Below are 26,042 nucleotides of genomic sequence, written 5' to 3' on the forward strand. Positions count from 1 at the left end.
GAGCGATCCCCTCCTAAGTCAAATTGGGCAGCGGATGCCGAAAGGCGCCGCCTGAATGGAGTCAAAGTCGGTGAACCCTGACAGCGCATGCATGGTCGTGCAGCGGCTGCTGGCAATACCGAGCCAAGCCGGTTTCTTCGGAAGCCGGAAGGTGTAGAGACTAGACGGCTCCGGCCTTCCGACCCGCCCTCCCGGGCAGGGTCCATGGCCAAGGTATAGTCCAGACTACAAACATCCGGTTACACGACGTTCATGTATCTGATGGTGGCGAAAGCCATAGTGGTATGAAGGGATAGGTCACACGTTCGATCCGTGTCGGGGGCGCCAGACAAAAGGAAACGGGCACTTCTTCGGAAGTGCCCGTTTTTTTTCGTGCTGCCGCTGGCGTGGCCTCAATGTCCCTGGTTGGTATTGTCCAGGAAGCGTCGGGCGTTCTCATTTTGCGGCCGGTTTGCAGCGCCGCCAGGCGCTGCCCCCGGCGTCCCCTGCGACGTGCCCGGCACGTTCGGCGCCGCTGGCGTACTGCCCGGTGCGGCCGGGGACTGGCTGGGTGTCCAGCCGAAGAAGTTCGAGATCGCATCCACTACCGTCACGCCCACATTGGTCACCAGGCCGTTGTTGGGAGTGAAGTTGTCGTAGTAGGGCTCGCCATCGATGAAGCGGATGCCCTCCGGTACCGGCAGGTCGAACTGCGGCACACCCTTGAGTGCCTTGGCCATGTAGTCGACCCAGATCGGCAGCGCCAGCTGTGCACCGAATTCCTTGCTGCCCAGGCTCTTGGGCTGGTCATAGCCCATCCAGGCCACGGTGGCCAGCGTACGCTGGTAGCCGGCGAACCAGCCATCGACGGCGTCATTGGTGGTGCCGGTCTTGCCGGCCAGGTCGGTGCGGCCGATGCTGTTGCTGCGCGCGCCGGTACCGCCCTGGGCCACCGCCTTGAGCATGCTGGTCATCATGTAGCTGTTGCGCTCCGAGACGACGCGCGGTGCGCCATTGCCCACGATCAGCGGTTCCGCCTTGGACAGCACCTTGCCGCGTGCATCGGTGATCTGCGAAATCAGGTAGGGCTGGATCTTGTAGCCGCCGTTGGCAAACACCGAGTAGGCCGCCGAGAGCTGCAGCGGATTGGTCTGGCCCGCACCCAGTGCCATGGGCAGGTAGGGCGGGACCTTGTCGGCATCGAAACCATAGGTGCCGGTGATGAAGTCCTTGGCGTAAGGGACGCCGATATAGTCCAGCGTGCGGATGGCCACCAGGTTCACCGACTTCTGCAGGGCAGTGCGTACCGTGATGGGGCCGGCCGGGGTTTCGTCGTCCTTGGGTTCCCAGTTCGGCTGGCCGGGTCCGGCCGGATACGAAACCGGGGCATCGTTGACAATGGAGGCCGGTGCAAAACCCTTCTCCAATGCAGCCGAATAGATGAAGGGTTTGAAGGTCGAACCCGGCTGGCGCCAGGCTTGCGTGACGTGGTTGAAATTGTTCTGGGTGAAGTCGAAGCCACCGACCAGGGCGCGGATGGCACCATCCTGCGGCACCACCGAGACCAGCGCCGCTTCCACCTGCGGCAGTTGTACCACCTGCCAGTTCTGCTTGGCATCCTGCATCACGCGGATCAGGGCACCGGGCGCGATGCGGATCTCCTTCTTGGCCTTCTCCGACAGGGCCGATGCCACGAAGCGCAGGGCTTCGCCCTTGATGCTGATCTTGTCGCCGCTGCGCAGCACCGCATCGATCTGCTTGGGGCCGGCGGCCACCACCACGGCGGCCAGGATGTCGTCGTTGTCGGGGTGGTCGTCCATGACGTCGTCGATGGCCGAGGCGCGGTCTTCGGCATTGGCCGGCAGTTCGATGGTTTCTTCCGGGCCGCGATAGCCGTGGCGGCGGTCGTAATCCATCACGCCCTTGCGCACGGCCTGGTAGGCTGCCTGCTGGTCGGCCGCATTGACGGTGGTGTAGACGTTGAAGCCTTGGGTGTAGGTGTCTTCCTTGTACTGGGCGTACACCATCTGGCGCACCATTTCGTTCACGTATTCGGCGTGAATGCTGTATTGGCTGCCCGGGGCGCGTACCTTCAGTTCTTCCTTGGCGGCCTTTTCATATTGCGCCTTGGTGATGAAACCCACCTCCATCATGCGCTGCAGGATGTATTGCTGGCGGATATGCGCACGCTTGGGGTTGACGATGGGGTTGTAGGCCGAGGGCGCCTTGGGCAGGCCGGCCAGCATGGCGGCTTCGGCCAGGGAGATGTCCTTGAGGTCCTTGCCGAAGTAGGTGCGGGCCGCGGCGGCGAAGCCGAAGGCGCGCTGGCCCAGGTAGATCTGGTTCATGTAGACCTCCAGGATCTGGTCCTTGGTCAGTGCATGTTCGATCTTGTTGGCCAGCAGCACTTCATAGAGCTTGCGGGAGAAGGTTTTTTCCTTGGTCAGGAAGACGTTGCGCGCCACCTGCATGGTGATGGTGCTGGCGCCCTGGGAGGCACTGCCGCGCAGTACGTCGGTGGCCAGTGCGCGGGCGATGCCGATCCAGTCGATGCCGCCGTGCTCGTAGAAGCGATAGTCCTCGATGGCCAGCACGGCATTCTTCATGTCGGCCGGGATGTCTTCCAGTTTGACCAGGCTGCGCTTTTCTTCACCAAATTCACCGAGCAGGACCTTGTCCTCGGACCAGATGCGCAGCGGTACCTTGGGCCGGTAATCGGTGATCAGGTCCAGTGAGGGTAGCCGCGGATTGATGAAGATCAGTGCATACACCACCAGCAGGGCACCGGCGGCACCCAGGCCGAGGATGGAAAGACCGATGAACTTGGCGATGTTGGGATTGAGGAAGCCGCGCTGGCGGCGCAGGTCCGGCAAAGAGGAAAAAGGCATGGGATGAGCGGGAATCGGAATGCGCTATCTTACCGCATCGCACCGCCGGGCCGGGGGGCGGGGCACGGCCAATGCTTAACCAGTTGTAACATGGCTCCCGCACGACGAGGAATGTCGAGCTTTTGTCGTTATTTTTCATCATTCCCGTTGCCAAAGTGCAAGCCGGGACAGTTTCGGGCCATCGGAAGGCGGCGGTGGGCGCGTTAAACCAGCATTTGTGCGGCGCAGTCGGTACAATGCCGCTCTCGCGCTTTTTCCTGCATCAAGCGCCTTTCGCATTCATCCTGCGCGGCTTGGGCCGACGCATTCACGCAGATCACGCACGCTATGGCAGTCATTTCCCTCTCCGACGCACAACTGGCCTTCGGCCACGTCGCCCTCCTGGATCACGCCGAATTCTCGCTGGAGACCGGCGAACGCATCGGCCTGATCGGCCGCAACGGCACCGGCAAATCCTCGCTGCTGAAGATCATCGCCGGCCGCTCCAAGCTGGATGATGGCCTGCTGGTGATGCAGCAGAACCTGAAGATCGCCTACGTCGACCAGGAACCGCATTTCCCGGAAGAGATGACCGTCTTCGACGCCGTGGCCTCCGGCCTGGGCGAGCTGCCGGCGCTCTTGGCCGAATACGAAGCCATCACCGGCCAGTTCGGCGGCGACAATGACGACGCCCTGCTGGAGCGCATGCACCAGATCCAGACCGTGCTGGATGCGGCCGATGCCTGGTCCATCGGCAACAAGGTCGAGACTACCCTGGACAAGCTGAACCTGAACCGCGAGGCCCGCATCGGCGAGCTCTCCGGCGGCATGAAGAAGCGCGTGGCGCTGGCCTGCGGGCTGGTGGGCAACCCCGACGTGCTGCTGCTGGACGAACCGACCAACCACCTCGACTTCGGCTCCATCCTGTGGCTGGAAGGCCTGCTGCGCGACTTCAAGGGCAGCATCCTCTTCATCACCCACGACCGCAGCTTCCTGGACAACGTCTCCACCCGCATCATCGAACTGGATCGCGGCAAGATTCTTTCCTTCCCCGGCAACTTCACCACCTACCAGGCCCGCAAGGCCGAGCTGCTGGCCAATGAGGAAGTGGAAAACGCCAAGTTCGACAAATTCCTGGCGCAGGAAGAAGTCTGGATCCGCAAGGGCGTGCAGGCCCGCCGCACCCGCGACGAAGGCCGCGTGCGCCGCCTGGAGGCGCTGCGCGTGCAACGCAGCGAGCGCCGCGAGCGCCAGGGGCAGGTCAAGCTCGAAGTGGGGACGGGTGAACGTTCCGGCAAGATCGTGGCGGAACTGGAAAACGTCAACAAGGCCTACGGCCCCAAGACCATCGTGCGCGACTTCAGCAGCATCCTCATGCGCGGCGACAAGGTCGGCCTGATCGGCCAGAACGGCGCCGGCAAGACCACCTTGCTCAAGCTGATCCTGGGCGAGGAAGCGCCCGACAGCGGCACCGTCAAGCAGGGGACCAAGATGCAGGTCGCGTATTTCGATCAGATGCGCGCGCAGTTGAATGAAGAAACCACCCTGGCCGATACCATCGCCCCGGGCAGCGACTGGGTGGAAGTCAACGGCCAGCGCAAGCACGTGATGACCTACCTGTCGGACTTCCTGTTTGCCCCCGAACGCGCCCGTTCGCCGGTGCGCACGCTCTCCGGTGGCGAACGCAACCGCCTGCTGCTGGCGCGCCTGTTCGCCAAGCCGGCCAACGTGCTGGTGCTGGACGAACCGACCAACGACTTGGATATCGATACCCTCGAACTGCTGGAAGAATTGCTGGAAGAGTACGAAGGGACCGTCTTCCTGGTCAGCCACGACCGCATGTTCCTGGACAACGTGGTCACGCAGGTGATCGCCTCCGAAGGCAATGGCGTCTGGCGTGAATACGTGGGCGGTTACTCCGACTGGGAGCGCCAGCGTCCGGCCCAGTCTGCCACCTCCTCCAAGGCGGCAGCCAAGGCGGCCGACAAGAACGAGGTCAAGGCCGAATCGACCATGGCCGCCCCGGCCGCTGCCCCTGCACCGGCCAAGAAGAAGCTGAGCTACAAGGAACAGCGCGAGCTGGAAGAACTGCCCAAGCGCATCGCCGCGCTGGAAGCGGAGCAGAAGGAATTGTCGGCAAAACTGGCCGATCCGGACCTCTACAAGACGGGGGCCGATGAAGCCGTCAAGCTGAACCAGCGCTTCGCCGAGATCGACGAAGAACTGCTGGTGAGCCTGGAGCGTTGGGAAGAAATCGAAGGCAAGCAGTAAGCCCGTGCGGGCTGTTCAGCTCGGCTTGCGCAGTGCTTCGCGCAGGTCGGGCAGCATCTCGCGCAGGTTGGGCGCGTCCTCGGCATGGGGACGCAGGGCCAGGTAGGCTTCCAGGTCTTCCAGCGCCGCCTGCGCCTGGCCGAGGTTGGCGTAGGCCAGGCCACGGTCGCGCTTCTCGGTGATTTCCTCGGGCAGCAGGATCACCAGTCTCTCCTGCACATCCAGCACCTGTTGCCAACGCTGGCTTTCCATGAAGATGGCCTTGAGGTTGCGCAGCATGCGCGCCAGGATCTCGCGCGGATGGGCCGCGCGCAGGTAGGCTGCCAGCGGCAGTTCATCGCCGAAATCTTCCTCGGGCTGATGGGCCAGATAGGGTTCCAGCCGCTCTTCCAGTTCCTGTCGCGACAGGCTTGCGCCATTCATGGGATCGAGCACGATTTCACCGGATTGCACCGACAGCTTCATCAGGAAGTGGCCCGGGAAGGAAACCCCCTTCATTTCCAGGCCGATGTGCTGGGCCAGTTCGATATAGACCACCGCCAGCGAGATCGGGATGCCGCGCCGCGTCGAGATGACGCGGTGGATGTAGCTGTTGTCGGGATCGTAGTAATTGTTGACGTTGCCGGCGAAGGCCATTTCCTGGAAGAAGAAATGGTTCAGCATGCGCAGCTTCTGGATCTGCGAGGCATCCGATGGGAGGCGCTGCTTGAGCTTGGCGGCCAGGGTGTCGAGCGCCATCTCTTCCTCGGCAAAATCCATTTCCGGATAAAAATCCTGTCCCAGCGTCAAGGCAGATTCGAACAGTGGAATCGAATCGTCCTGGCGCACCAGCGAAGCAAAATAGTCGAGGGAGGTGAGCGTCATGTCACCCATGCTATCAAAATATTGCGCGCTGCGTCAGGTCTGCCGGACAGGGAATGAAATTTCTTGTTCCAGGCCGCTCGTTGCTTGTGTTCAAGCGGCCTGCAAGGCGGCTCAGCGGCGCGCGATGCGCTTGAATTCACGCAGGCGGAAGCCCATCGCGAACAAGGGGCCGAAATAGGCCGCCGCACAGACCGCCAGCACCAGCAGCAGCGCCCCGATGCGCAGTACCGGATGGGCGCGCAGGGCGACCCAGTCGAAGTGGCCGGAAATCCACAGCGCCACACCGGCCATCACCAGCAGCGCGCCGGTCAGGCGCACCAGGAACATGCCCCAGCCCGGACGCGGAACGTAGATCTGGCGGCGGCGCAGGCCGATGTACAGGCACAGGGCATTGAGGCAGGCCCCCAGGCCGATCGACAAGGCCAGGCCGGCGTGCGAGAACATGGGCACGAAGACGCTGTTCATGAGCTGGGTGGCGATGAGCACGCCCACGGCGATGATGACGGGGGTGCGGATATCCTGCTTGGCATAGAAGCCGGGGGCCAGGATCTTCACCACGATCAAGCCGATCAGGCCCACGCCATAGGCCACCAGGGCGTGGCCGACCATGGTCACCGACAGCGCATCGAAGCGGCCATAGTGGAACAGGGTGGCCGTGAGCGGCTCGGAGAGCGTGGCCAGGCCCACGGCCGAGGGCATGGCCAGCATGAAGGTCAGGCGCAGGCCCCAGTCCAGCAGGGCGGAATATTCCTCCATGTCTTCGGCGGCATGGGCGTTGGACAAGCTGGGCAGCAGGATGGTACCCAGCGCCACGCCCAGCAGGGCGGTGGGGAATTCCATCAGGCGGTCGGCATAGCTGAGCCAGGAAACGCTGCCGTGCTCAAGACGAGAAGCGATATTGGTATTGATCATCAGGCTGATCTGCGCGGCCGAGACGGCAAAGACGGCGGGGCCCATTTTCTTGAGCACCCGTTTGACGCCATCGTCGCGCAGGCCCAGCAGCGGGTTCCAGTACAGGCGCGGCAGCATGCCGATCTTGATCAACGCCGGCACCTGGATGGCCACCTGCAGGATGCCGCCCACCAGCACCGCGAAAGCCATCGCATAGATGGGCTGTTCCATGAAGGGAGCCACGAAGAGCGATGCCACGATGAAGGAGATGTTGAGCAGCACCGAAGTGACTGCCGGGATCTTGAATTCCTTCCAGGTATTGAGGATGCCCCCGGCCAGCGCCACGAAGGCCATGAAGCCGATGTAGGGGAACATGATGCGGGTCATCAGCACCGAGGCGTTGAAGGCGTCCGGGTTGTATTGCAGCCCGGTGGCGATGAAATAGACCACGAACGGGGTGGCGGCGATGCCGGCCACGCAGGTGATCAACATGACCCACATCAGGGCCGTGGCCACGTGGTCGACCAGGTGCTTGGTTTCCTCCAGGCCGCGGCGGTTCTTGTATTCAGCCAGGATGGGCACGAAGGCCTGCGAAAAGGCGCCTTCGGCGAAGAGTCGGCGCAGCAGGTTGGGGATGCGGAAGGCGATGTTGAAGGCGTCGGTGTAGGCGGACGCGCCAAAGGCGCGGGCGAACAGGATTTCCCGGGCCAGCCCGGTGATGCGCGAGAGCATCGTCATGCCGGAGATGGCGGCGAGGGTTTTATGCAGATTCATGGAGCGGCATTATAGCGGTGGGCAGCGGTGCTTTTGCTGCAATGGCAAGGATTGGTGCGGGAGCACGACAGGGGCGGGGCAGGCCCCGGATGCAGGCCCTTCGGAGACGATATGAAGGAAAGGACATGCCCCTGCTGCTCGGCGCGATAGACTCGATGTCGTGGCTACAGGTTCGGTAGCAGGCGTGAATTTCCTTGCGGAAATCCGGGCCGGTGCGGTGGCATCGCAACGGATGGCACCGTGTTTACAGCAGAAGCGGACAAGTTGATTGCCTTGTCACGGGAATCTCGTTATAATCCGATGCTTTACAGAATTTGGCATCGCGAGTCCTCGGGGTTTGCGGCGCAAACGACTCTCGATTTAGGATAATTTTCATGGCAAATACCGCACAGGCACGTAAGCGTGCTCGTCAAGCAGTCAAGCAAAACGCTCACAACTCGAGCCAGCGCTCGACCCTGCGCACCGCAATCAAGGCAGTTCGCAAGGCCATCGCCGCCGGCGACAAGGCTGCAGCAACCTCCGTGTTCCAATCTTCCGTGTCGACCATCGACAGCATCGCCGACAAGAAGATCATTCACAAGAACAAGGCCGCTCGCCACAAGAGCCGCCTGGCTGCTGCCCTGAAGGCCCTGGCTGCTTAATTGCTCCTGGCTTGAACTGAAGCGCGGCCTGGCCCGCTTCAGGCTGCAGTACAAGAAAACCGCTTGATTCCAAGCGGTTTTTTGCGTTTGGGGCGGCGCTTTTTGCCGCCTTCCCCAGCGTCATGGCCAGATAACGGGCCGCAGCCAGAGGCCGCAGCCCGTACGGCTTATTGGGGTAAGCCTTCGATCTTGGTGCCGGGTTTGATGTTCTTCTGCTTGAACCAGCCCTTGTTCATCTCCAGCGCATAGACCGCCGCACGTTTGGCACAGTGCGAATCCAGGGTCTGTTCCTTCATTTCCTCGATGTTGATGATCACGCCTTTTTCATCCATGAAGGCCACCGACAGCGGAATCAGCGTATTTTTCATCCACATGCAGACCCCGGCCGGCTGGCCGAAGAGGAACAGCATGCCCTCGTTGTCGCCCATCTTTTCGCGGAACATCAGGCCTTGCTCGCGCTCGGCCTCGGTCTGGGCCACTTCAGCCTTGATCAGGTGGATGCCGATGTTGAGCTGGGTGGTGGCAAACTTGCGCACCTGCGGCGTCTGCGCGCCGGCGGTGGACAGGCAGCCGACGGCCAGGAGGGCGACGGTGCCATGCATGAAGAAACGGGAAAGTCGGGAAAATCGGGAAAGTGAAGATTGGCGCATGTTGTTTATCAATCGGGATTCGGATCGGGCAGGATAGCAGCAGCGGGGCAGGGCGTGTGCAGCGGGAGTGCGCTGGCCGGCGTTGATGGCCATGGCGCGCCTCGCCTGAACCGTGCGGACATGAAAAAAGGCAGGACTAGCCTGCCTTTTCTTGGTGCGGACGCTAATTACTTAGCTTCAGCTGCCTTCTTTGCCTTCTTGGCCTTCTTTGCCTTCTTGGCCTTCTTTGCCTTCGGAGCAGCGGCTTCAGCCTTCGGCGCTTCAGGCGCGGCCGGAGCTTGTGCGAAAGCAGCAGTTGCGAACAGACCAGCGATCAGAGCGGCGATCAATTTTTTCATTTTGCGTCCTTCAATTCAACATGTTAGGGATGTGAGGCAAACGATGATTCGTGCGAATCACTGCCAATAACGGCGCGCGCGTATGAAGGTTGACATCACTTCTGATCTTTTTTATGAGGTTTCGGGAAGAAGTGGGCAGCCCTGGGTGCTTCGAATCTTGTCAGATTGTTCATGCGGCGCTCAGGCATCCAGCTCCTGCGGATCGACTTCGCGCCATTCCCCGGGCATCACCGGATGGGTCGCCAGCGAGAACGGGCCGATGGCGATGCGCACCAGGCGCAGCGTGGGCAGCCCCACTGCCGCCGTCATGCGGCGCACCTGACGGTTCTTGCCTTCGCTGATAGTCAGGGCGATCCAGCTGGTGGGCTGGTTGGCACGCTGGCGGATGGGCGGCGTGCGCGGCCAGATCCAGGCCGGTTCCTGGATCAATCGCGCCTCCCCGGGCTGGGTGACGAAGTCGCCCAGGTCCAGCGGATTGCGCAGGCGTTGCAGGGCTTCTGGCGTGGCCAGGCCTTCCACCTGCGCCAGGTAGGTCTTGGGCTGCTTGCGGCGCGGATGGGCGATGGCGTGCTGCAGCTTGCCGTCATCGGTGAGCAGTAGCAGGCCTTCACTGTCGGCATCGAGCCGGCCGGCAGGATAGATGTTGGGGATGTCGAGGTAATCGGCCAGCGTCTGGCGCTCGGGATGGGCGGAGAACTGGCTCATCACGCCGAAGGGTTTGTTGAAGAGGATCAAAGGCATGCGCTAGTGTCGCAAAAAGATGGCCTTGCGTAAAATCCTGATGCATAATCGTTTGGATATGTCCTATGTCTTATATAAGACTTGGTGATTGCAATCCGGAATTTTCCCGGCTGAAAATCCGGAAATCTCTTAAAATTCCCCGCTTGTATGGCAAATCATGCAAGGTCCTTTGCGATCTGCATGGGCTTTGCCGCTGATGCTTCCTAACGCTACCGCCTCAACCGTCGGAGACCACGATGTCGTACCAACATATCCAAGTGCCTGCAGAAGGGCGCAAGATCACCGCCAATGCCGATGACACCCTCAATGTCCCGAACAATCCCATCATTCCCTTCATCATGGGTGATGGCGTGGGCGTGGATGTCACGCCGGTGATGCTCAAGGTGGTCGATGCTGCGGTGGAGAAGGCCTACGGCGGTGCGCGCAAGATCCACTGGATGGAAATCTACGCGGGCGAGAAGTCGACCAAGCTCTATGGCGCCGATACCTGGCTGCCGGAGGAAACGCTGGATGTGCTCAAGGAGTACCTGGTCTCGATCAAGGGACCGCTGTCCACGCCGGTCGGTGGTGGCATCCGTTCCCTGAACGTGACCATGCGCCAGCAGCTGGACCTCTACGTCTGCCTGCGACCTGTGCGCTATTTCAAGGGTGTGCCCTCGCCGCTGAAGGAGCCTGAGAAGACCGACATGGTGATCTTCCGCGAAAACTCCGAAGACATCTACGCCGGCATCGAATGGCAGGCGGGTACGCCGGAAGTGAAGAAATTGATCGAATTGCTCACGCGCGAGATGGGCGTCAAGAAGCTGCGCTTCCCGGAGACCTCGGCGCTGGGCATCAAGCCGGTCTCGCGCGAAGGCACCGAGCGTCTGGTGCGCAAGGCCATCCAGTACGCCATCGACCATGACAAGCCCTCCGTGACGCTGGTCCACAAGGGCAACATCATGAAGTACACCGAAGGCGCTTTCCGTGACTGGGGCTATGCGCTGGCCGGCCGCGAGTTCGGCGCCGAGCTGATCGACGACGGCCCGTGGATGCGCCTGAAGAACCCCAAGACCGGCCGCCAGATCGTCATCAAGGATGCCATCACCGATGCCTTCTTCCAGCAGGTACTGATGCGACCGGCCGAATACAGCGTCATCGCCACCATGAACCTGAACGGCGACTACATTTCCGACGCCGTGGCGGCGCAGGTTGGCGGTATCGGGATTGCTCCGGGTGCCAACATGTCCGATTCGGTCGCCGTGTTCGAAGCCACCCATGGCACCGCGCCGAAGTATGCCGGCAAGGATTACGTGAACCCCGGTTCCAGCATTCTTTCCGCAGAAATGATGCTGCGCCACATGGGCTGGATCGAGGCGGCAGACCTCATCATCACGGCCATGCAGAAGTCGGTTTCGGCCAAGCGCGTGACCTATGATTTTGCGCGTTTGCTGGAGGGGGCGACGCAGGTATCGTGCTCGGGCTTCGGTGAAGCGATGATCGAAAACATGTAAAGCCGCCATACTGCTTCAGCAGCTTGTTCTGCTGACGTGATGACGAAAAAACAACAGACAGCCGGCATTTGCCGGCTGTTTTTGTTTTGGGCGCAAGTTGTTGGCAGGCAGGGATGCACGGACGGCAGCGCCGAGCAAAAGTGTCGCCCCAATGAAAAAAGCCCCGCAAGAGCGGGGCTTTTAGAGAAACCGGGGTTTAAGCGGCGTTCTGGATGTTCGAAGCTTGCTTGCCTTTGGGGCCTTGCGTAACGTCAAACTGGACTTTTTGACCTTCTTTCAGGGTCTTGAAGCCGTTCATCTGGATTGCGGAGAAGTGAGCGAACAGATCTTCGCCGCCGTCATCCGGAGTGATAAAGCCAAAGCCTTTGGAATCATTGAACCACTTGACAGTACCTGTTGCCATAAAAGCATCTTTCAAAATTAACTATTCACACGAGCCGTCAAAGCAAGAAGCATCGCGCGTCACGCAGCCCCCCTTAAACCTGCCCCCTATCGTATCGATGAGCTGTTACATTTAGTAACTACTAATCAATGAATTCCATTGTTCTCGGTCGAAATCCAAAAGTCAAGCAGTTTTCACGTTCCGCTTTGTGGCCCTGTTTGAGCGATGGGGAAAGAAACCCTTGATTTAGGATAAATCATCGTCATCTGCGCAAGGTCCGGAAAACAAGTAATATCTATCTCATCTAGAGGTTACGTGATCATTGTGCGTTGCACAGCTTTGATGGTCGAATAAACGCATGGCAACCAAGCACGAAAATGATGGCGGTACAGTCCTGGAACGGCAGGAGGCAAAACTCAAGCCGCCCCCGATGTACCAGGTTTTATTGTTGAACGATGACTATACGCCGATGGAGTTCGTCGTCGCAGTCATCCAGCAGTACTTCAACAAGGACCGTGAAACCGCGACGCAGATCATGCTCAAGGTTCACCGCGATGGGAAGGGAATGTGTGGTGTGTATCCCAAAGATATCGCATCCACAAAAGTGGAACTCGTTTTAACCCACGCTCGAAAAGCAGGGCACCCCCTGCAATGCGTGATGGAGGAAGCATGATTGCGCAGGAACTCGAAGTCAGTTTGCACATGGCCTTTGTCGAAGCCAGACAATCGCGCCATGAATTCATTACCGTGGAACACTTGCTGCTCGCGCTGCTGGACAATCCTTCGGCGGCCGAAGTGCTGCGCGCCTGCTCGGTTAACATTGATGATCTGCGCAAGACGCTGACCAATTTCATTACCGACAACACGCCCACGGTCCCCGGCACCAATGAGGTGGATACCCAGCCCACGCTGGGCTTCCAGCGCGTGATCCAGCGCGCCATCATGCACGTGCAGTCGGCCTCCAACGGCAAGAAGGAAGTCACCGGTGCCAACGTGCTGGTGGCCATCTTCGGCGAGAAGGATTCGCACGCGGTGTACTACCTGCACCAGCAGGGCGTGACCCGCCTGGACGTGGTCAACTTCATCTCGCACGGCGTGCGCAAGGACCAGCAGGCTGATCCGCAGAAGGCGCCGGAAGGCGCCGAAGACGTGCAAGCCGAAGGCCAGCAGAAGGAAAGCCCGCTGGACCAATTCACCCAGAACCTGAACAAGGCTGCGGCCGAAGGCAAGATCGATCCGCTGATCGGCCGCGATTCCGAGGTCGAGCGCGTCATCCAGACCCTGTGCCGCCGCCGCAAGAACAACCCGCTGCTGGTGGGCGAAGCCGGTGTCGGCAAGACCGCCATCGCCGAAGGCCTGGCCTGGCGCGTGACGCAAGGCGACGTGCCCGAGATCCTGAAGAATGCCGTCGTGTATTCGCTGGACATGGGCGCGCTGCTGGCCGGTACCAAGTACCGTGGCGACTTCGAGCAGCGCCTCAAGGCCGTGTTGAAGCAATTGAAGGACAGCCCCAATGGCATCCTCTTCATCGATGAAATCCACACCATCATCGGTGCGGGCTCGGCGTCGGGCGGCACGCTGGACGCGTCCAACCTGTTGAAGCCGGCGCTCTCGAGCGGCCAGTTGAAGTGCATCGGCGCGACCACCTATACCGAATTCCGTGGCGTCTTCGAGAAGGATCACGCGCTGTCGCGTCGCTTCCAGAAGATTGATGTGAACGAACCGACCGTGGAGCAGACCGTGCAGATCCTGCGTGGCCTGAAGTCCAAGTTCGAGGAACACCATGGTGTGAAGTATTCCGCTTCGGCCCTGACTTCGGCAGCCGAACTGGCGGCGCGTTTCATCAATGATCGTCACCTGCCCGACAAGGCCATCGACGTGATCGACGAAGCCGGTGCTGCCCAGCGCATCCTGCCCAAGTCCAAGCAGAAGAAGACCATCGGCAAGCCGGAGATCGAGGAAATCATTTCCAAGATCGCCCGCATTCCGCCGCAGTCCGTGAACCAGGATGATCGCGCCAAGCTGCAGACCATTGACCGCGACCTGAAGAACGTCGTGTTCGGCCAGGATCCGGCCATCGAAGCGCTGGCCTCGGCCATCAAGATGGCACGTGCCGGCCTGGGCAAGACTGACAAGCCGATCGGCTCCTTCCTGTTCTCCGGCCCGACCGGCGTGGGCAAGACCGAAGTGGCCAAGCAGCTGGCCTTCATCCTGGGCATCGAGCTGGTACGGTTCGACATGTCCGAATACATGGAGCGCCACGCCGTGAGCCGCCTCATCGGCGCGCCCCCGGGCTATGTCGGTTTCGACCAGGGCGGCCTCTTGACCGAAGCCGTCAACAAGAAGCCGCATGCCGTGCTGCTGCTGGATGAAATCGAGAAGGCGCACCCCGACATCTTCAACATCCTGTTGCAGGTGATGGACCATGGCACGCTGACCGACAACAACGGCCGCAAGACCGACTTCCGCAACGTGATCATCATCATGACCACCAACGCGGGGGCCGAGAGCCTGCAGAAGCGCACCATCGGCTTCACCGAAAAGAAGGAAGCCGGCGACGAAATGGCGGACATCAAGCGCATGTTCACCCCGGAGTTCCGCAACCGTCTGGATGCCATCATCAGCTTCCGTCCGCTGGACGAGGAAATCATCCTGCGCGTGGTCGACAAGTTCCTGATGCAGCTGGAAGAGCAGTTGCACGAGAAGAAGGTGGAAGCCGTCTTCTCCGACAATCTGCGCAAGTTCCTGGGCAAGAAGGGCTTCGATCCGCTGATGGGTGCACGTCCGATGTCGCGCCTGATCCAGGACCTGATCCGCAAGGCGCTGGCCGACGAACTGCTGTTCGGCAAACTGGTCAGCGGCGGCCGCGTGACGGTGGAGATGGACGACAAGGAGCAGATCAAGCTGGAATTCCCCGAGGGCGACGATTCGTCCCCGCCGGAAGAGCCGCAAGAAAAGCTCGAAGTCGAATAAGCGCATCAGGCTAGCCATCAAGGCCACGTCGGGAAACCGGCGTGGCCTTTTTGTTTGCAGCTGGCTTCACATTCACTACGCAAACAAAAACGGCGCGGTCTTCACCGCGCCGTCTCCACTTCAACTACTTCAACTCACCGCATTTACGGCACCAGCGGCTTGCCCGCCTCCTGCTTGGCCTTCACGATCTGCGTGACCTTGTCGATCATCGAGAGGCGATAGGCGGTGGCGGGATGCAGCGCCGTGTAGCCGTTGGGCACACTGGCCGGATACTGGTCGGCCAGGCGCTTCCAGAACGCCGGCACGTTGTCGATGCTGTAGCCGGCGCGCGCGAGCAGGTACAGCGAGAGCGTATCGGCAGCCGCATCCAGGTCTTGCGGATAGACGCGGATGCCGGCGGTACCGGCCGTGGTGGTCGGGTCCGGATGCGGCAGCAGCAGGTTGTCGATTACTTCGGCAATCGTCGAGACCATGCGCTGGCGGATGGCGTGGCCGAGGATGTTGTGCGCCATGTCCTTGGCGATCAGGTAGGCCAGTTCATCATCGGACTGGGTGAACTTGAGCATGCCGCGGGTAATGAGCACGCGGCGGCCATCGGCATAGGTGTTGACGTTGTCGGCATTGCCCAGCTCGATGCTGAAGGCGCAGGCGAAGGTCAGCGGGACATTGACGGTGGTGTTCTGGCCGTTGCGCTGCACGCCCAGCGCAATGGGGGCCTTCTTGACCACCAGCGGGCTCAGCAGCACGGCGGCCTGGCGTTCGGCATCGGTGCCTTGTGGCATCGGCTTGCCTGCCACCGAGATCAGGAAGTCGCCACGCTGGATGCCAGCCTGGGCAGCGCCGCTGCCCGGCAGTACGCCGGTGACCTGCAGACGGTCGTCGTAGCCCAGGCTACGGGCCGTTTCTGCATATTCGATGGGGAAGGAGTAGCGGTTCTTGGCGGTAAAGCCCAGCAAGTTGCGGGCATTGCCGCGGCAGAGCTGGGCATTGCTGGTCAACAGCGGCGCAGCGACGCGATAGAGCCGGTCCTGCTGCGCGATCAGTTCGCGCAATTGTGCCTGCTGGGGGTTGTCGGCCACCGGGCGCGGCGCCTGGGTGGGGGTGGCCACCGGTTTGGACGGCGTGGCGGTGACCGGACCGGGTTCCTGGGTGGCGCAGGCGGCCAGGAAGGCCAGCGGCGCCAGGACGGCGAGGGTTTTCAGTTTCTGCCACCGGGGCAGGGGGGATACGAGCATGCGGTTCTCCATCAGTGTTTGCCTGTGCTGCCGAAACCACCGGCGCCGCGTTCGCTGCTGTCGAATTCATCCACCACATTGAAGCCGACCTGCAGTACCGGCACGATCACCAGCTGCGCCAGGCGTTCCATGGGGTTTAGGACAAACTCGGTACTGCCGCGGTTCCACGTCGAGATCATCAACTGGCCCTGGTAATCCGAATCGATCAGCCCGACCAGGTTGCCCAGCACGATGCCATGCTTGTGGCCCATGCCGCTGCGCGGCAGGATCACGGCCGCGTAATTGGGATCGGCCAGGTGGATCGCCAGGCCCGTCGGGATCAGGTGCGTGGCACCCGGTGCCAGGGTCAGCGGCGCATCGATGCAGGCCCGCAGGTCCAGGCCGGCGCTGCCGGGAGTGGCATAGGCGGGCAGCTGGTCTTTCATGCGGGGGTCGAGGATCTTGATGTCGATGGTCTTCATGATGCGTAATCGGATTCAAAAAACAAAACGTACGCAAGCGTACAAAAGACACGGCCCGCAAGACGCGGGCCGTGCACCGTCAGGCCGCCATGCGGCGCGCGATCTCGCGCACCAGCTGGCGGGCCAGGGTCTGCTTGTCCGCGCGGGGCAGGGCGCTGTGGCCCTGGGCGTCGAACAGCATGAGAGCGTTGTCATCGCGGCCAAAGGTCTGGTGGCCGATATTGCCGACCAGCAGCGGAATGTTCTTGCGGATGCGCTTGGCCGCGCCATATTGCTCCAGGTTCTCCGATTCGGCCGCAAAGCCCACGCAATAGGGGCGCTGGGGCAGGGCGGCGACGGTGGCCAGGATGTCGGGGTTCTGGACGAACTCCAGCTGCGGGGTGTCGTGTTCGTCCTGTTTCTTCAGTTTCTGCTCGCTGGCATTGGCCACGCGCCAGTCAGCGACGGCCGCAACGGCAACGAACAGGTCTTTTTCCTTCACATGGGCTAACACCGCCTCATGCATCTGCAGGGCCGTCTGCACGTCCACGCGCAGCACGCCGTAAGGGGTGTCCAGCGCTGTCGGGCCGGACACCAGGGTGACTTCCGCACCGGCTTCACGCGCCGCACGCGCGATCGCATAGCCCATCTTGCCGGAAGACAGATTGGTGATGCCGCGTACCGGATCGATGGGCTCGAAGGTCGGCCCGGCCGTGAGCAGCACGCGGCGGCCCGCCAGCAGCTTGGGCTGGAAGGCCGCGACGATCTCCTCCAGCAATTGCGCCGGCTCCAGCATGCGGCCCTCGCCGACCTCGCCGCAGGCTTGCGCGCCCGCGTCCGGGCCCAGCAGCAGGATGCCGTCCTCGCGGATCTGGCGCACGTTGCGCTGGGTGGCGGGGTTCTGCCACATCTCCACGTTCATGGCCGGGGCCACCATCAGCGGTACCCGTGCCGGACGCGCCACGCACAAGGTCGAGAGCAGGTCGTCGCACTGCCCGTGCGCCAGCTTGGCGATGAAATCGGTGGAGCAGGGCACGATGACGACTGCATCGGCATCGCGGGTGAGATTGATGTGCGGCATGTTGTTGTCCATGCGCGCATCCCATTGGTCGGTGTAGACCGGGTTGCCGGTGAGGGCCTGCATGGTGACGGCGGTCATGAAGTGCGTGGCCGCCTCGGTCATCACCACGTGCACGGTGGCACCGGCGCGGCCCAGTTCGCGCGCCAGCATGGCGGCCTTGTAGCAGGCCACGCCGCCGGTCAGGCCCAATACGATTTTCTTGCCAGCCAGATCCATTGTTTGCTCCCGGAATGCGGCGTACCGCAGGCGTGTTCAGACTTGCAGACGTGCGGACTTGCCTTACTTCTTGGAGACGCGGCGCAGTTCGTCCACGACGAACAATACCGCACCCACGCAGATCGCACTATCGGCCAGGTTGAAGGCCGGCCAGTGCCAGTTGCCGACGTAGACGTCGAGGAAATCGATCACATGTCCATACACCACGCGATCGATGACGTTGCCGATCGCACCGCCCAGGATCAGGGCCAGGGCCCAGCAGAACATGCGCTGGCCGGGATGCTTGCGCAGCAGGTGGATGATGAACACCGCCGCACCGATGCCGATGGCGGTGAAGAGATAGCGCTGCCAGCCACCGCTGGCGGCCAGGAAGCTGAAGGCCGCGCCCTTGTTGTAGACCAGGACCAGGTTGAAGAAACCGGTCACCGGCAGCGATTCGCCGTAGTGGAACAGTTTCAGGATGGTGATCTTGGTGAGCTGGTCCAGCAGCAGCACGATGGTGGCGATGCCCAGCCAGGGCAGCAGCCCTTGGGTGGTGGACGAAGAGCCGGAAGAGGAGGAGCGCTTTTTGGTTGCCATGGATGTTCTTGTTGGAGTGGACGGCCCGCTGCATTCAGGTGCAGCGGGCCGCTAGCAAGGCCGTCCCGCCCGGATCAGGCGAAGCGACGCTGTTCGCCCTGGCCGAACAGGTTGCTGTAGCAGCGACCGCACAGGCCCGGATGATCGGCATGAGACCCGACATCAGCGCGATAGTGCCAGCAACGTTCACATTTCTGATGCGCCGAAGGCGTCACCACCACCGCTTCCTCTTCCACCGTGGCCACCGGGGTGACGCGGGCAGCCGAGGTGATGAGGACGAACTTGAGGTCATCGCCCAGGCTTTCCAGCAGGGCGGCCTTGTCGCCGGCGACCTTCAGTTCTACTTCGGCCTGCAGGGAAGAGCCGATGCTGCCGGCGATACGCACTTCTTCCAGCTGCTTGGTGACTGCTGCGCGCACTTCGTGCAGCACGGCGAACTTGTCCAGCAGGGCCTGGGCATCAGCCACTTCCGGCAGGGCGTAATAGACCTGCGAGAAGATGGTTTCGCCGCTGGCCTCGAAGGCATCCTTGCCGGCGAAGAAGCGCCAGGCTTCTTCGGCCGTGAAGGACAGGATCGGTGCCATCAGGCGCAACAGCGACTGGGTGATGTGCCACACCGCGGTCTGGGCCGAGCGGCGAGCAGCCGACTCCACGCCGCTGGTGTAGAGGCGGTCTTTCAGGATGTCCAGGTAGAAGCCGCCCAGGTCTTCCGAGCAGTACATCTGCAGCTTGGCCACCACCGGGTGGAATTCATAGGTCTCGAAGTGCGCCAGCACCTCGCCCTGCAGGCGCGCCATGTTGGCGATCGCATAGCGGTCGATTTCCAGCATCTGCGCCACCGGCACGGCGTGTTGCGCCGGATCGAAATCGGAGGTGTTGGCCAGCAGGAAGCGCAGGGTGTTGCGGATGCGGCGATAGGCTTCCACCACCCGTTTCAAGATTTCATCCGAGATCGACAGCTCGCCCGAGTAGTCGGTCGAGGCCACCCACAGGCGCAGGATTTCCGCGCCCAGCGAGTCCGAGACCTTCTGCGGGGCCACCACGTTGCCCTTGGACTTGGACATCTTCTTGCCCTCGCCATCGACCACGAAGCCGTGCGTGAGCAGGGCCTTGTAAGGCGCGCGGCCATTCAACATCGACGAGGTCAGCAGCGACGAGTGGAACCAGCCGCGATGCTGGTCCGAGCCTTCCAGGTAGAGGTCGGCCGGGAACTGCGACTGCTGTGCGTGCGAGCCGCGCAGCACGGTCTGGTGGGTGGTGCCGGAATCGAACCAGACGTCCAGCGTGTCACGGTTCTTGACGTAGTGTTCGGCATCGTCGCCGAGCAATTCCTTGGGATCCAGTGCCTGCCAGGCCTCGATGCCGCTTTTCTCGATGCGTTGGGCGACCTGCTCGATCAGCTCGGGCGTACGCGGATGCAGTTCACCGGTTTCCTTGTGCACGAAGAAGGCCATGGGCACGCCCCATTGGCGCTGGCGCGACAGGGTCCAGTCCGGACGGTTGGCGATCATGCCGTGCAGGCGCGCCTTGCCCCAGCCGGGGAAGAAGGCGGTGTCCTCGATGCCTTGCAGCGCGGTCTGGCGCAGGCTGGGGCCGCCATCCTTGGGCGTGTTGTCCATGCTGGCGAACCATTGCGAGGTGGCGCGATAGACGATGGGGGTCTTGTGGCGCCAGCAGTGCATGTAGCTGTGGTCGAACATGACCAGCTTGAACAGCGAACCCACTTCTTCCAGCTTGCCGCAGATGGGCTTGGAGGCTTCCCAGATGGTCAGGCCGGCAAACAGCGGCAGCCAGGAAGCATAGCGGCCATCGCCCATGACCGGGTTGAGGATGTCGTCATCCTTCATCCCGTGCGCCTTGCAGGAGATGAAGTCTTCGATACCGTAGGCCGGTGCCGAGTGCACGATGCCGGTACCGCTGTCGGCGGTCACGTATTCACCCAGGTAGATCGGCGACAGGCGGTCGTAGCCGGCGTCGGCCTTGGCCAGCGGATGATGGAAGCGGATCAGGGACAGTTTCTCGCCGGTGGTGGTGGCGATGATCTTGCCTTCCAGGCCGAAGCGCTGCAGGCAGGATTCCACCAGGTCCTTGGCCAGGATCAGCAGGGTGGCTTCGCCGTTGCGGCTGGTCTCGACCAGCGCGTACTCGAATTCCGGATGGACGTTCAACGCCTGGTTGGACGGGATGGTCCAGGGGGTGGTGGTCCAGATGACGATGTAGCCGTTGCGGGTCGGCAGGTCGGCCAGGCCGAAAGCGGTGGCGACCTTGTCGTGTTCGGCAAACGGGAAGCCGACATCGATGGCCGGGTCGCGCTTGTCCTGGTATTCCACTTCAGCTTCGGCCAGCGCCGAGCCGCAGTCGAAGCACCAGTTCACGGGCTTGAGGCCGCGATAGACGTAACCCTTCTCCAGGATCGTGCCGAGTGCGCGCAGCTCGTCGGCTTCGTTGGAGAAGTTCATGGTCTTGTAGGGGTTGTCCCATTCGCCGAGCACGCCCAGACGGATGAAGTCAGCCTTCTGGCGTTCGATCTGCTCGCCTGCGTAGGCGCGCGCCTTGGCCTGCACTTCGGCCACCGGCAGGTTCTTGCCGAACTGCTTTTCGATCTGGATCTCGATGGGCATGCCGTGGCAATCCCAGCCCGGCACGTATTGGGCGTCGAAGCCGGCCATGTTGCGGGCCTTGACGATCATGTCCTTCAAGATCTTGTTGACGGCGTGGCCGATGTGGATGTCGCCGTTGGCATACGGGGGGCCGTCGTGCAGGATGAACTTGGGGCGGCCGGCCGAGGCCTTGCGGATGCGCTCGTAGACCTTCTTTTCCTGCCATTCCTTGACCCACTGCGGCTCGCGCTTGGCGAGGTCGCCGCGCATGGGGAAGCCGGTTTCGGTCATGTTGACCGGGTATTTGGAGGGCGCCTTGCCGGCTTTTTCCGGTTTGCCGGGCTTGGCGGAGGATTCGTTGTTGGACATGACAGAGCTTTCGTTGAATGCAGGTTGATTCCGGGGCCAGGCAGGGCGTCACAAGCAGGGCGCGCTGCGGCAGGCAGGATGCAGGATGGGGCGGCTGGACAGCTGCGGGAGCAGGGCTCCGGCAACCGCCCAGCGTTCAAATTCGGTCGGTGGCCGAGACGGCGAAGCCGGCGTTTTCACGGAACCAGGCGCGGGCATTGTCCACGTCACGGGCAATGGCCGTGGTCAGCGTGGGCAGGTCGACATACTTTTCTTCGTCGCGCAGCTTCTTGAGGAATTCCACCCGTACCAGCTTGCCGTAGCAATCGCCCTTGAAGTCCAGCAGGTGGGTTTCCAGCAGCACCCGGCCGCTGTTGTCCACCGTCGGACGCACGCCCAGGCTGGCCACGGCCGGCAAGGGCTGTTCGGCCAAACCGTGCACCTGCACCACGAAGATGCCCGAGAGCGCAGGACGCTTGTGGCCCACGCGCATGTTCAGCGTCGGGAAACCGATGGTGCGGCCCAGTTTCTTGCCGTGCACGACCCGGCCGCTGATGGCGTAGGGGTGGCCCAGCAACTGTTGCGACAGGGTGAAATCGCCCTCGGCCAGCGCCGCGCGCACGGCCGACGACGAGATGCGCACACCGGCATTGGTCACCGTGGGCAGGGCATGGACCTCGAAGCCGTGCTGCTTGCCGGCCGCGATCAGGGTATCGAGCGTGCCGGCGCGGCGGGCGCCAAAGCAGAAGTCGTCACCGACCATGAGCCAGCGCACGTGCAGGCCCTGCACCAGGATCTTCTCGATGAAGTCCTGTGGGGAGAGGGCGGCGAAATGGCTGCCGAAATGCTCCACCACCACCCGGTCGATGCCGGAATGGGAGAGCGCTTCGAGCTTGTCGCGCAGGTTGGCGATGCGCGCCGGGGCGCGTTCGGGAGTGCCGGCCAGCTGGGCGAAGAATTCACGCGGATGCGGTTCGAAAGTCATCACCGCCGCGTCCAGCCCCAGGGTGCCGGCGGCCTCGCGCACGCGCGCCAAGAGGGCCTGGTGGCCCAGATGCACGCCGTCGAAATTGCCGATGGTCAGCGCGCACGGGGCGCGCGATTCGGCTGTGGGAAGTCCGCGAAATACCTTCATTGAGCCGCTGGAAAGATGCGCTGTTGCAAAAGCCTTCCATTATAAATGGTTTCGGAGGCTTTCCTTGATTTGGTGGCGGCTTGGCACGGATCAAGCCGCCTGAAGCCCACAGGCAGCGCAATTTTTCATCTTTCTACAGGGAAATGTTGACAAACCTTCACATGAAAGTTTCTTCCCGGTAGTGTCAGCGCGACAGCGCCGCTTCGGGCTCCTGGAGCTGGCGCGCCTCGGCCAGCATCCAGATGGTGATCTTCCTGACTTCCAGCTTGCTCTGGGTGATATGGGCACGCAGCAGGATCTGGGCTTCGGTAGCCTTGCGCTTGGCGATCAGCTGCAGGATCTTGCCGTGTTCCTCGTAGGTGGCGTCGATGCGCTTTTTCTTGAGGAAGTCCAGCCGGCGCACGATGCGGATCTTTTCCGTCACCTCGGTATGCACCCGGGTCATTTCCACATTGCCGGCTGCGGCCACCAGGTTGGTATGGAAGGCTTCGTCCAGCTCGGCCACCTTGACGGCATCGGTATGGCGCGCCTCCGGTTCGGCCAGCCAGATGGCGTTCAACTGGTCCAGTTCGGCCGTCGGCTCCTGCTGGCTGCAGAGTTTCTCCAGCGCGGCCATTTCCAGCACGATACGCAGGTCGTAGAGATTGTCGAGGCGGTCGAAGTCGATCGGGCAGACCTTCCAGCCGCGCCGGAATCCCACTTCCAGATAGCCCTCGCGTTGCAGCCTGAACAGTGCATCCCGCAAGGGCGTGCGCGAGACGCCCTGGCGCTGGGCCATTTCGGTCTCGGTGAAATTGTCTCCCGGCAGCAGCCGGAAACTGAAGATGTCGTCCTTGATCCGGTGATAGACCTGTTCGGCGAGCGGGTTGGCGACGGTGACGGTCATGGTGCGGGCATTCTGGTTCTGGGTGGCTGCGGACTCATGCCATCAGGCTGACATGGGCGGCGACGATGCGCCAGCCTTCGTCCATGCGCACCCAGGTTTGCATCTGGCGGCCGATGCGATCGGACGTATGGTCGGTGAATTCAGTGGAGACCGTAGCATAGTCGCTGCCGAAGGTGGTGACAACGGTGCGATGCAGCTTGCGCGAGGCCGGCACCGGGGTGCAGGTCTTGCGGTACTGGCGGATCGCCTCGCCGCCCAGCAGCACTTCGCCCACACCATAGCGCACGGTTTCGGGGGCATACCAGAACCAGCGGTCCAGGGCCGGGATGTCGTTGATGAGCAGGGCGTATTCGTAATCCGTAAAAGCTTGTTCGACCTCGGCTACCACATGGGGCAGGTTCACTTGCATCATGGCGTTTCTCCTTGGTAGGCGGCTACGGCGCTGTGCAGCTGCGCCAGCGGCGCACGCCAGCCGACGATGCCACCCTGGGCGGTCAGCATCTCCAGCGTGGCGCGATGGAATTCAGGGAAATAACTGGCGCAGGCATCTTCCACCACCAGGCATTCATAGCCCCGGTCATTGGCCTCGCGCATCGAGGTCTGCACGCACACTTCCGTGGTGACGCCCGCCACCAGCAGGTGGGTGATGCCGCGCTCCTGCAACTGCGCGTGCAGGTCGGTGGCGTAGAAGGCGCCCTTGCCGGGTTTGTCGATGACGATCTCGCCATCGAGGGGCGCCAGTTGCGGCAGGATCTGGTTGCCGGGCTCGCCACGCACCAGGATGCGGCCCATCGGGCCGACATCGCCGATGCCCAGCGTCGGGTTGCCGCGCAAGCGCTTGGCGCGCGGGCAGTCCGACAGGTCGGGCAAATGCGATTCTCGGGTATGAACCACCAGCATCTGCGCCTGGCGTGCCAGCGCGAGCAGCGCCGCCACGGTCGGCACGATCGCGCCCAGGGGCCGCACATCATTGCCCAGCGCACTGCCGAAGCCGCCTTCTTCGACGAAGTCGCGCTGCATGTCGATGACCACCAGCGCGGTGCTGCGCGGATGGAACTGATAGGGATAGGGGAAGGCGTCGATACGGATCATGCGGCCTCGGCGTGGGTAGATTGTTCGGAGTGGCCCGCCATCCAGCGGCCCAGGGCGGCGCGGTCCGCACCTTGCGTGGCCACGTCCTGGGCCACGTGCACGATGCGGCCCTCGGTCATCACCAGGATGCGGTCGGACAGTTCCAGCAGTTCGTCCAGGTCTTCGCTCACCAGCAGCACCGCCGCGCCGCGTGCGCGCGCTTGCAGCAGGCGGGCATGGATGTCGGCCACCGAGGCGAAGTCCAGCCCGAAGACCGGATTGGCGACGATGAGCACGTTGGCCGCGCCTGCATTGCCCTCTTCGCCCAGCTCACGCGCCAGTACGGCACGCTGCACGTTGCCGCCGGAGAGCGTGCCGATGGGGCGTTCCGGTGCAGGCGGCTTGACGTTGAAGGCAGTGATCAGGGATTGCGCCTGGCGCTTCATGGCACTGCGGTCCACGCGCCAGCCGCTGCGCTTGAAGGGGGCGACATCGAAATTGCGCAGCGCCATGTTCTCGGCCACGCTCATGCCGGCGATGCAGGCGTTGCGCAGCGGTTCTTCCGGTAGCGCGAAGACACGCAGCCGTCGCATCTCCTCGCGCGTGGCCGCATAGGGCGCATCCTCGATGCGGATCTCGCCCAGCAGGTGGCGGCGCTGGCCCAGCAGGGCTTCCACCAGTTCCTTCTGGCCATTGCCGGAGATACCGGCCAGGCCCACGATTTCACCGCGCTTCACTTGCAGCGAGAGGGCCCGCACCGCAGCCACGCCGCGATCGTTGTTGACGGTCAGTTCCTTCACTTCAAGCCCGAAGCGGGCCTGCGCTGGCACGGCTGGCCGCTCCACCTGTTTTTTCTCGGCGCGCGCGTGGCCCATCATCCAGTGCGCCAGGGCATCCGGCGTGGTGTCGGAAACCCGGGCGCTGCCGACCAGGCGGCCCTTGCGCAGCACCGTCACATCGTCGGCATAGGCAGTCACTTCGTGGAACTTGTGGGTGATCATCAGCACCGTGAGTTCCTGCTGGCGCGTGAGGGCATGCATGAGTCCCAGCACCTCGTCGGCTTCCTGCGGGGTCAGCACCGAGGTCGGTTCATCAAGGATCAGGAAACGGCGACGCAGATAAAGCTGCTTCAAGATTTCCAGCTTCTGTTTTTCGCCTGCGGAGAGGCTGCTCACCGCGCGCTCCAGCCCCAGCTTGAAGGGCATGCGCGCCATGAATTCTTCCAGCACGGCGCGCTCGCTGCGCCAGCGGATGCGCCACGGCAGGTCGCCGCGCGCCAGCAGCAGGTTCTCGGCCACGGTCAGGCTGGGGGCCAGCGTGAAGTGCTGGTAGACCATGCCGATGCCGAGCTGGTTGGGTACGCGCGCACTGCGGATCTCCACCTCGCGGCGGTCGGCCACGATGCTGCCCTGGTCCAGCGGGCTGTAGCCGACCAGGCCCTTGACCAGCGTGCTCTTGCCCGCACCGTTCTCGCCCAGCAGTGCGTGGATGGTACCGGCGCGGATCTTCAGCGACACCTCATCGAGCGCACGAAAGCTGCCGAAGGATTTGCCGGCATTGATGATCTCCAGCTCCAGGGCGTGCATG

22 protein-coding genes are annotated in these 26,042 nt (G+C 62.5%); 5 read left to right on the top strand and 17 right to left on the bottom strand.

Annotated elements, in window-relative coordinates; all coding sequences use genetic code 11:
* Positions 1-392: 392 nt before the first annotated feature.
* Positions 393-2,867, bottom strand: coding sequence for a penicillin-binding protein 1A (locus FYB76_RS03935; RefSeq protein WP_154132761.1), 2,475 nt, complete (start codon positions 2,865-2,867; stop codon positions 393-395).
* Positions 2,868-3,194: 327 nt separating this feature from the next.
* Between FYB76_RS03935 and FYB76_RS03940 the strand changes: the two genes are divergently transcribed.
* Complete coding sequence (locus FYB76_RS03940; RefSeq protein WP_154132762.1) at positions 3,195-5,117, top strand: ATP-binding cassette domain-containing protein; 1,923 nt, start codon at positions 3,195-3,197, stop codon at positions 5,115-5,117.
* Between the two features lie 15 nt (positions 5,118-5,132).
* On the opposite strand, the gene FYB76_RS03945 is transcribed toward FYB76_RS03940, so the two are convergent.
* Together FYB76_RS03945 and murJ are read right to left on the bottom strand one after the other, a co-directional pair.
* On the bottom strand, positions 5,133-5,981 hold the full coding sequence (locus FYB76_RS03945; RefSeq protein WP_088756035.1) for a SirB1 family protein: 849 nt from the start codon (positions 5,979-5,981) through the stop codon (positions 5,133-5,135).
* Positions 5,982-6,092: 111 nt separating this feature from the next.
* Positions 6,093-7,646 carry a murein biosynthesis integral membrane protein MurJ gene (gene murJ / locus FYB76_RS03950; protein WP_088755994.1) on the bottom strand — a complete coding sequence of 518 codons (1,554 nt, stop codon included), beginning with the start codon at positions 7,644-7,646 and terminating at the stop codon, positions 6,093-6,095.
* 374 nt (positions 7,647-8,020) lie between these two features.
* Here murJ and rpsT point away from each other — a divergent pair, with 374 nt between their 5' ends.
* On the top strand, positions 8,021-8,287 hold the full coding sequence (gene rpsT / locus FYB76_RS03955; RefSeq protein ID WP_006463174.1) for a 30S ribosomal protein S20: 267 nt from the start codon (positions 8,021-8,023) through the stop codon (positions 8,285-8,287).
* Positions 8,288-8,454: 167 nt separating this feature from the next.
* On the opposite strand, the gene FYB76_RS03960 is transcribed toward rpsT, so the two are convergent.
* The 3 genes from FYB76_RS03960 to FYB76_RS03965 form a co-directional block, all read right to left on the bottom strand.
* Positions 8,455-8,937: a DUF192 domain-containing protein gene (locus FYB76_RS03960; protein WP_088755993.1), complete on the bottom strand. Its 483-nt coding sequence runs from the start codon at positions 8,935-8,937 to the stop codon at positions 8,455-8,457.
* Between the two features lie 167 nt (positions 8,938-9,104).
* Positions 9,105-9,275, bottom strand: a complete 171-nt coding sequence (locus tag FYB76_RS26550) for a hypothetical protein (RefSeq protein ID WP_006463172.1) — start codon at positions 9,273-9,275, stop codon at positions 9,105-9,107.
* Between the two features lie 180 nt (positions 9,276-9,455).
* Positions 9,456-10,016 (bottom strand): pseudouridine synthase, encoded by a 561-nt coding sequence (locus FYB76_RS03965; protein ID WP_154132763.1) that lies wholly within the window; start codon positions 10,014-10,016, stop codon positions 9,456-9,458.
* 236 nt (positions 10,017-10,252) lie between these two features.
* Between FYB76_RS03965 and icd the strand changes: the two genes are divergently transcribed.
* Positions 10,253-11,509 (top strand): NADP-dependent isocitrate dehydrogenase, encoded by a 1,257-nt coding sequence (gene icd, locus FYB76_RS03970; protein ID WP_088755987.1) that lies wholly within the window; start codon positions 10,253-10,255, stop codon positions 11,507-11,509.
* Positions 11,510-11,705: 196 nt separating this feature from the next.
* Here the strand turns inward: icd and FYB76_RS03975 are convergent, their stop codons facing one another.
* Positions 11,706-11,912: a cold-shock protein gene (locus tag FYB76_RS03975; RefSeq protein ID WP_006463169.1), complete on the bottom strand. Its 207-nt coding sequence runs from the start codon at positions 11,910-11,912 to the stop codon at positions 11,706-11,708.
* Positions 11,913-12,249: 337 nt separating this feature from the next.
* Between FYB76_RS03975 and clpS the strand changes: the two genes are divergently transcribed.
* Both clpS and clpA read left to right on the top strand, forming a co-directional pair.
* On the top strand, positions 12,250-12,564 hold the full coding sequence (gene clpS / locus FYB76_RS03980; RefSeq protein WP_034330154.1) for an ATP-dependent Clp protease adapter ClpS: 315 nt from the start codon (positions 12,250-12,252) through the stop codon (positions 12,562-12,564).
* A complete protein-coding gene (gene clpA, locus FYB76_RS03985) occupies positions 12,561-14,864 on the top strand; it encodes an ATP-dependent Clp protease ATP-binding subunit ClpA (RefSeq protein WP_088755986.1) in 2,304 nt (767 codons plus the stop codon). Before clpS ends, clpA begins: the two co-directional genes overlap by 4 nt.
* Before the next feature lie 143 nt (positions 14,865-15,007).
* Here the strand turns inward: clpA and FYB76_RS03990 are convergent, their stop codons facing one another.
* From FYB76_RS03990 to FYB76_RS04035, 10 genes are all read right to left on the bottom strand, one after another.
* Complete coding sequence (locus FYB76_RS03990; RefSeq protein ID WP_195724565.1) at positions 15,008-16,099, bottom strand: M48 family metallopeptidase; 1,092 nt, start codon at positions 16,097-16,099, stop codon at positions 15,008-15,010.
* A gap of 11 nt (positions 16,100-16,110) precedes the next feature.
* Complete coding sequence (gene dut, locus FYB76_RS03995) at positions 16,111-16,560, bottom strand: dUTP diphosphatase (RefSeq protein ID WP_154132765.1); 450 nt, start codon at positions 16,558-16,560, stop codon at positions 16,111-16,113.
* Between the two features lie 79 nt (positions 16,561-16,639).
* Complete coding sequence (gene coaBC / locus FYB76_RS04000; RefSeq protein ID WP_088755983.1) at positions 16,640-17,836, bottom strand: bifunctional phosphopantothenoylcysteine decarboxylase/phosphopantothenate--cysteine ligase CoaBC; 1,197 nt, start codon at positions 17,834-17,836, stop codon at positions 16,640-16,642.
* 63 nt (positions 17,837-17,899) lie between these two features.
* Positions 17,900-18,415, bottom strand: coding sequence for a signal peptidase II (gene lspA / locus FYB76_RS04005; RefSeq protein WP_088755982.1), 516 nt, complete (start codon positions 18,413-18,415; stop codon positions 17,900-17,902).
* A gap of 74 nt (positions 18,416-18,489) precedes the next feature.
* Positions 18,490-21,384 carry an isoleucine--tRNA ligase gene (gene ileS, locus FYB76_RS04010; protein ID WP_154132766.1) on the bottom strand — a complete coding sequence of 965 codons (2,895 nt, stop codon included), beginning with the start codon at positions 21,382-21,384 and terminating at the stop codon, positions 18,490-18,492.
* Positions 21,385-21,520: 136 nt separating this feature from the next.
* Entirely contained in the window at positions 21,521-22,498 is a 978-nt protein-coding gene (locus tag FYB76_RS04015; RefSeq protein ID WP_088755980.1) for a bifunctional riboflavin kinase/FAD synthetase, read from the bottom strand.
* Between the two features lie 184 nt (positions 22,499-22,682).
* Complete coding sequence (locus FYB76_RS04020) at positions 22,683-23,384, bottom strand: GntR family transcriptional regulator (protein WP_154132767.1); 702 nt, start codon at positions 23,382-23,384, stop codon at positions 22,683-22,685.
* A gap of 34 nt (positions 23,385-23,418) precedes the next feature.
* Positions 23,419-23,796, bottom strand: a complete 378-nt coding sequence (gene hpxZ / locus FYB76_RS04025) for an oxalurate catabolism protein HpxZ (RefSeq protein ID WP_088755978.1) — start codon at positions 23,794-23,796, stop codon at positions 23,419-23,421.
* Entirely contained in the window at positions 23,793-24,476 is a 684-nt protein-coding gene (locus tag FYB76_RS04030) for a cysteine hydrolase family protein (RefSeq protein WP_154132768.1), read from the bottom strand. Before FYB76_RS04030 ends, hpxZ begins: the two co-directional genes overlap by 4 nt.
* Positions 24,473-26,041: an ABC transporter ATP-binding protein gene (locus FYB76_RS04035; protein WP_154132769.1), complete on the bottom strand. Its 1,569-nt coding sequence runs from the start codon at positions 26,039-26,041 to the stop codon at positions 24,473-24,475. The genes FYB76_RS04030 and FYB76_RS04035 overlap by 4 nt, the downstream gene beginning before the upstream one ends.
* Between the last annotated feature and the right edge of the window lies 1 nt (position 26,042).

The organism is Herbaspirillum sp. CAH-3, assembly GCF_009668275.1.
Taxonomy (GTDB): Bacteria; Pseudomonadota; Gammaproteobacteria; order Burkholderiales; family Burkholderiaceae_D; genus Herbaspirillum; species Herbaspirillum aquaticum.

Bases quoted from the DNA above. Each gene is read 5' to 3' on its own strand.
- FYB76_RS03935 (WP_154132761.1), bottom strand. From the start codon at position 2,867: ATGCCTTTTTCCTCTTTGCCGGACCTGCGCCGCCAGCGCGGCTTCCTC.
- FYB76_RS03940 (WP_154132762.1), top strand. From the start codon at position 3,195: ATGGCAGTCATTTCCCTCTCCGACGCACAACTGGCCTTCGGCCACGTC.
- FYB76_RS03945 (WP_088756035.1), bottom strand. From the start codon at position 5,981: ATGACGCTCACCTCCCTCGACTATTTTGCTTCGCTGGTGCGCCAGGAC.
- murJ (WP_088755994.1), bottom strand. From the start codon at position 7,646: ATGAATCTGCATAAAACCCTCGCCGCCATCTCCGGCATGACGATGCTC.
- rpsT (WP_006463174.1), top strand. From the start codon at position 8,021: ATGGCAAATACCGCACAGGCACGTAAGCGTGCTCGTCAAGCAGTCAAG.
- FYB76_RS03960 (WP_088755993.1), bottom strand. From the start codon at position 8,937: ATGCGCCAATCTTCACTTTCCCGATTTTCCCGACTTTCCCGTTTCTTC.
- FYB76_RS26550 (WP_006463172.1), bottom strand. From the start codon at position 9,275: ATGAAAAAATTGATCGCCGCTCTGATCGCTGGTCTGTTCGCAACTGCT.
- FYB76_RS03965 (WP_154132763.1), bottom strand. From the start codon at position 10,016: ATGCCTTTGATCCTCTTCAACAAACCCTTCGGCGTGATGAGCCAGTTC.
- icd (WP_088755987.1), top strand. From the start codon at position 10,253: ATGTCGTACCAACATATCCAAGTGCCTGCAGAAGGGCGCAAGATCACC.
- FYB76_RS03975 (WP_006463169.1), bottom strand. From the start codon at position 11,912: ATGGCAACAGGTACTGTCAAGTGGTTCAATGATTCCAAAGGCTTTGGC.
- clpS (WP_034330154.1), top strand. From the start codon at position 12,250: ATGGCAACCAAGCACGAAAATGATGGCGGTACAGTCCTGGAACGGCAG.
- clpA (WP_088755986.1), top strand. From the start codon at position 12,561: ATGATTGCGCAGGAACTCGAAGTCAGTTTGCACATGGCCTTTGTCGAA.
- FYB76_RS03990 (WP_195724565.1), bottom strand. From the start codon at position 16,099: ATGCTCGTATCCCCCCTGCCCCGGTGGCAGAAACTGAAAACCCTCGCC.
- dut (WP_154132765.1), bottom strand. From the start codon at position 16,560: ATGAAGACCATCGACATCAAGATCCTCGACCCCCGCATGAAAGACCAG.
- coaBC (WP_088755983.1), bottom strand. From the start codon at position 17,836: ATGGATCTGGCTGGCAAGAAAATCGTATTGGGCCTGACCGGCGGCGTG.
- lspA (WP_088755982.1), bottom strand. From the start codon at position 18,415: ATGGCAACCAAAAAGCGCTCCTCCTCTTCCGGCTCTTCGTCCACCACC.
- ileS (WP_154132766.1), bottom strand. From the start codon at position 21,384: ATGTCCAACAACGAATCCTCCGCCAAGCCCGGCAAACCGGAAAAAGCC.
- FYB76_RS04015 (WP_088755980.1), bottom strand. From the start codon at position 22,498: ATGAAGGTATTTCGCGGACTTCCCACAGCCGAATCGCGCGCCCCGTGC.
- FYB76_RS04020 (WP_154132767.1), bottom strand. From the start codon at position 23,384: ATGACCGTCACCGTCGCCAACCCGCTCGCCGAACAGGTCTATCACCGG.
- hpxZ (WP_088755978.1), bottom strand. From the start codon at position 23,796: ATGATGCAAGTGAACCTGCCCCATGTGGTAGCCGAGGTCGAACAAGCT.
- FYB76_RS04030 (WP_154132768.1), bottom strand. From the start codon at position 24,476: ATGATCCGTATCGACGCCTTCCCCTATCCCTATCAGTTCCATCCGCGC.
- FYB76_RS04035 (WP_154132769.1), bottom strand. From the start codon at position 26,041: ATGCACGCCCTGGAGCTGGAGATCATCAATGCCGGCAAATCCTTCGGC.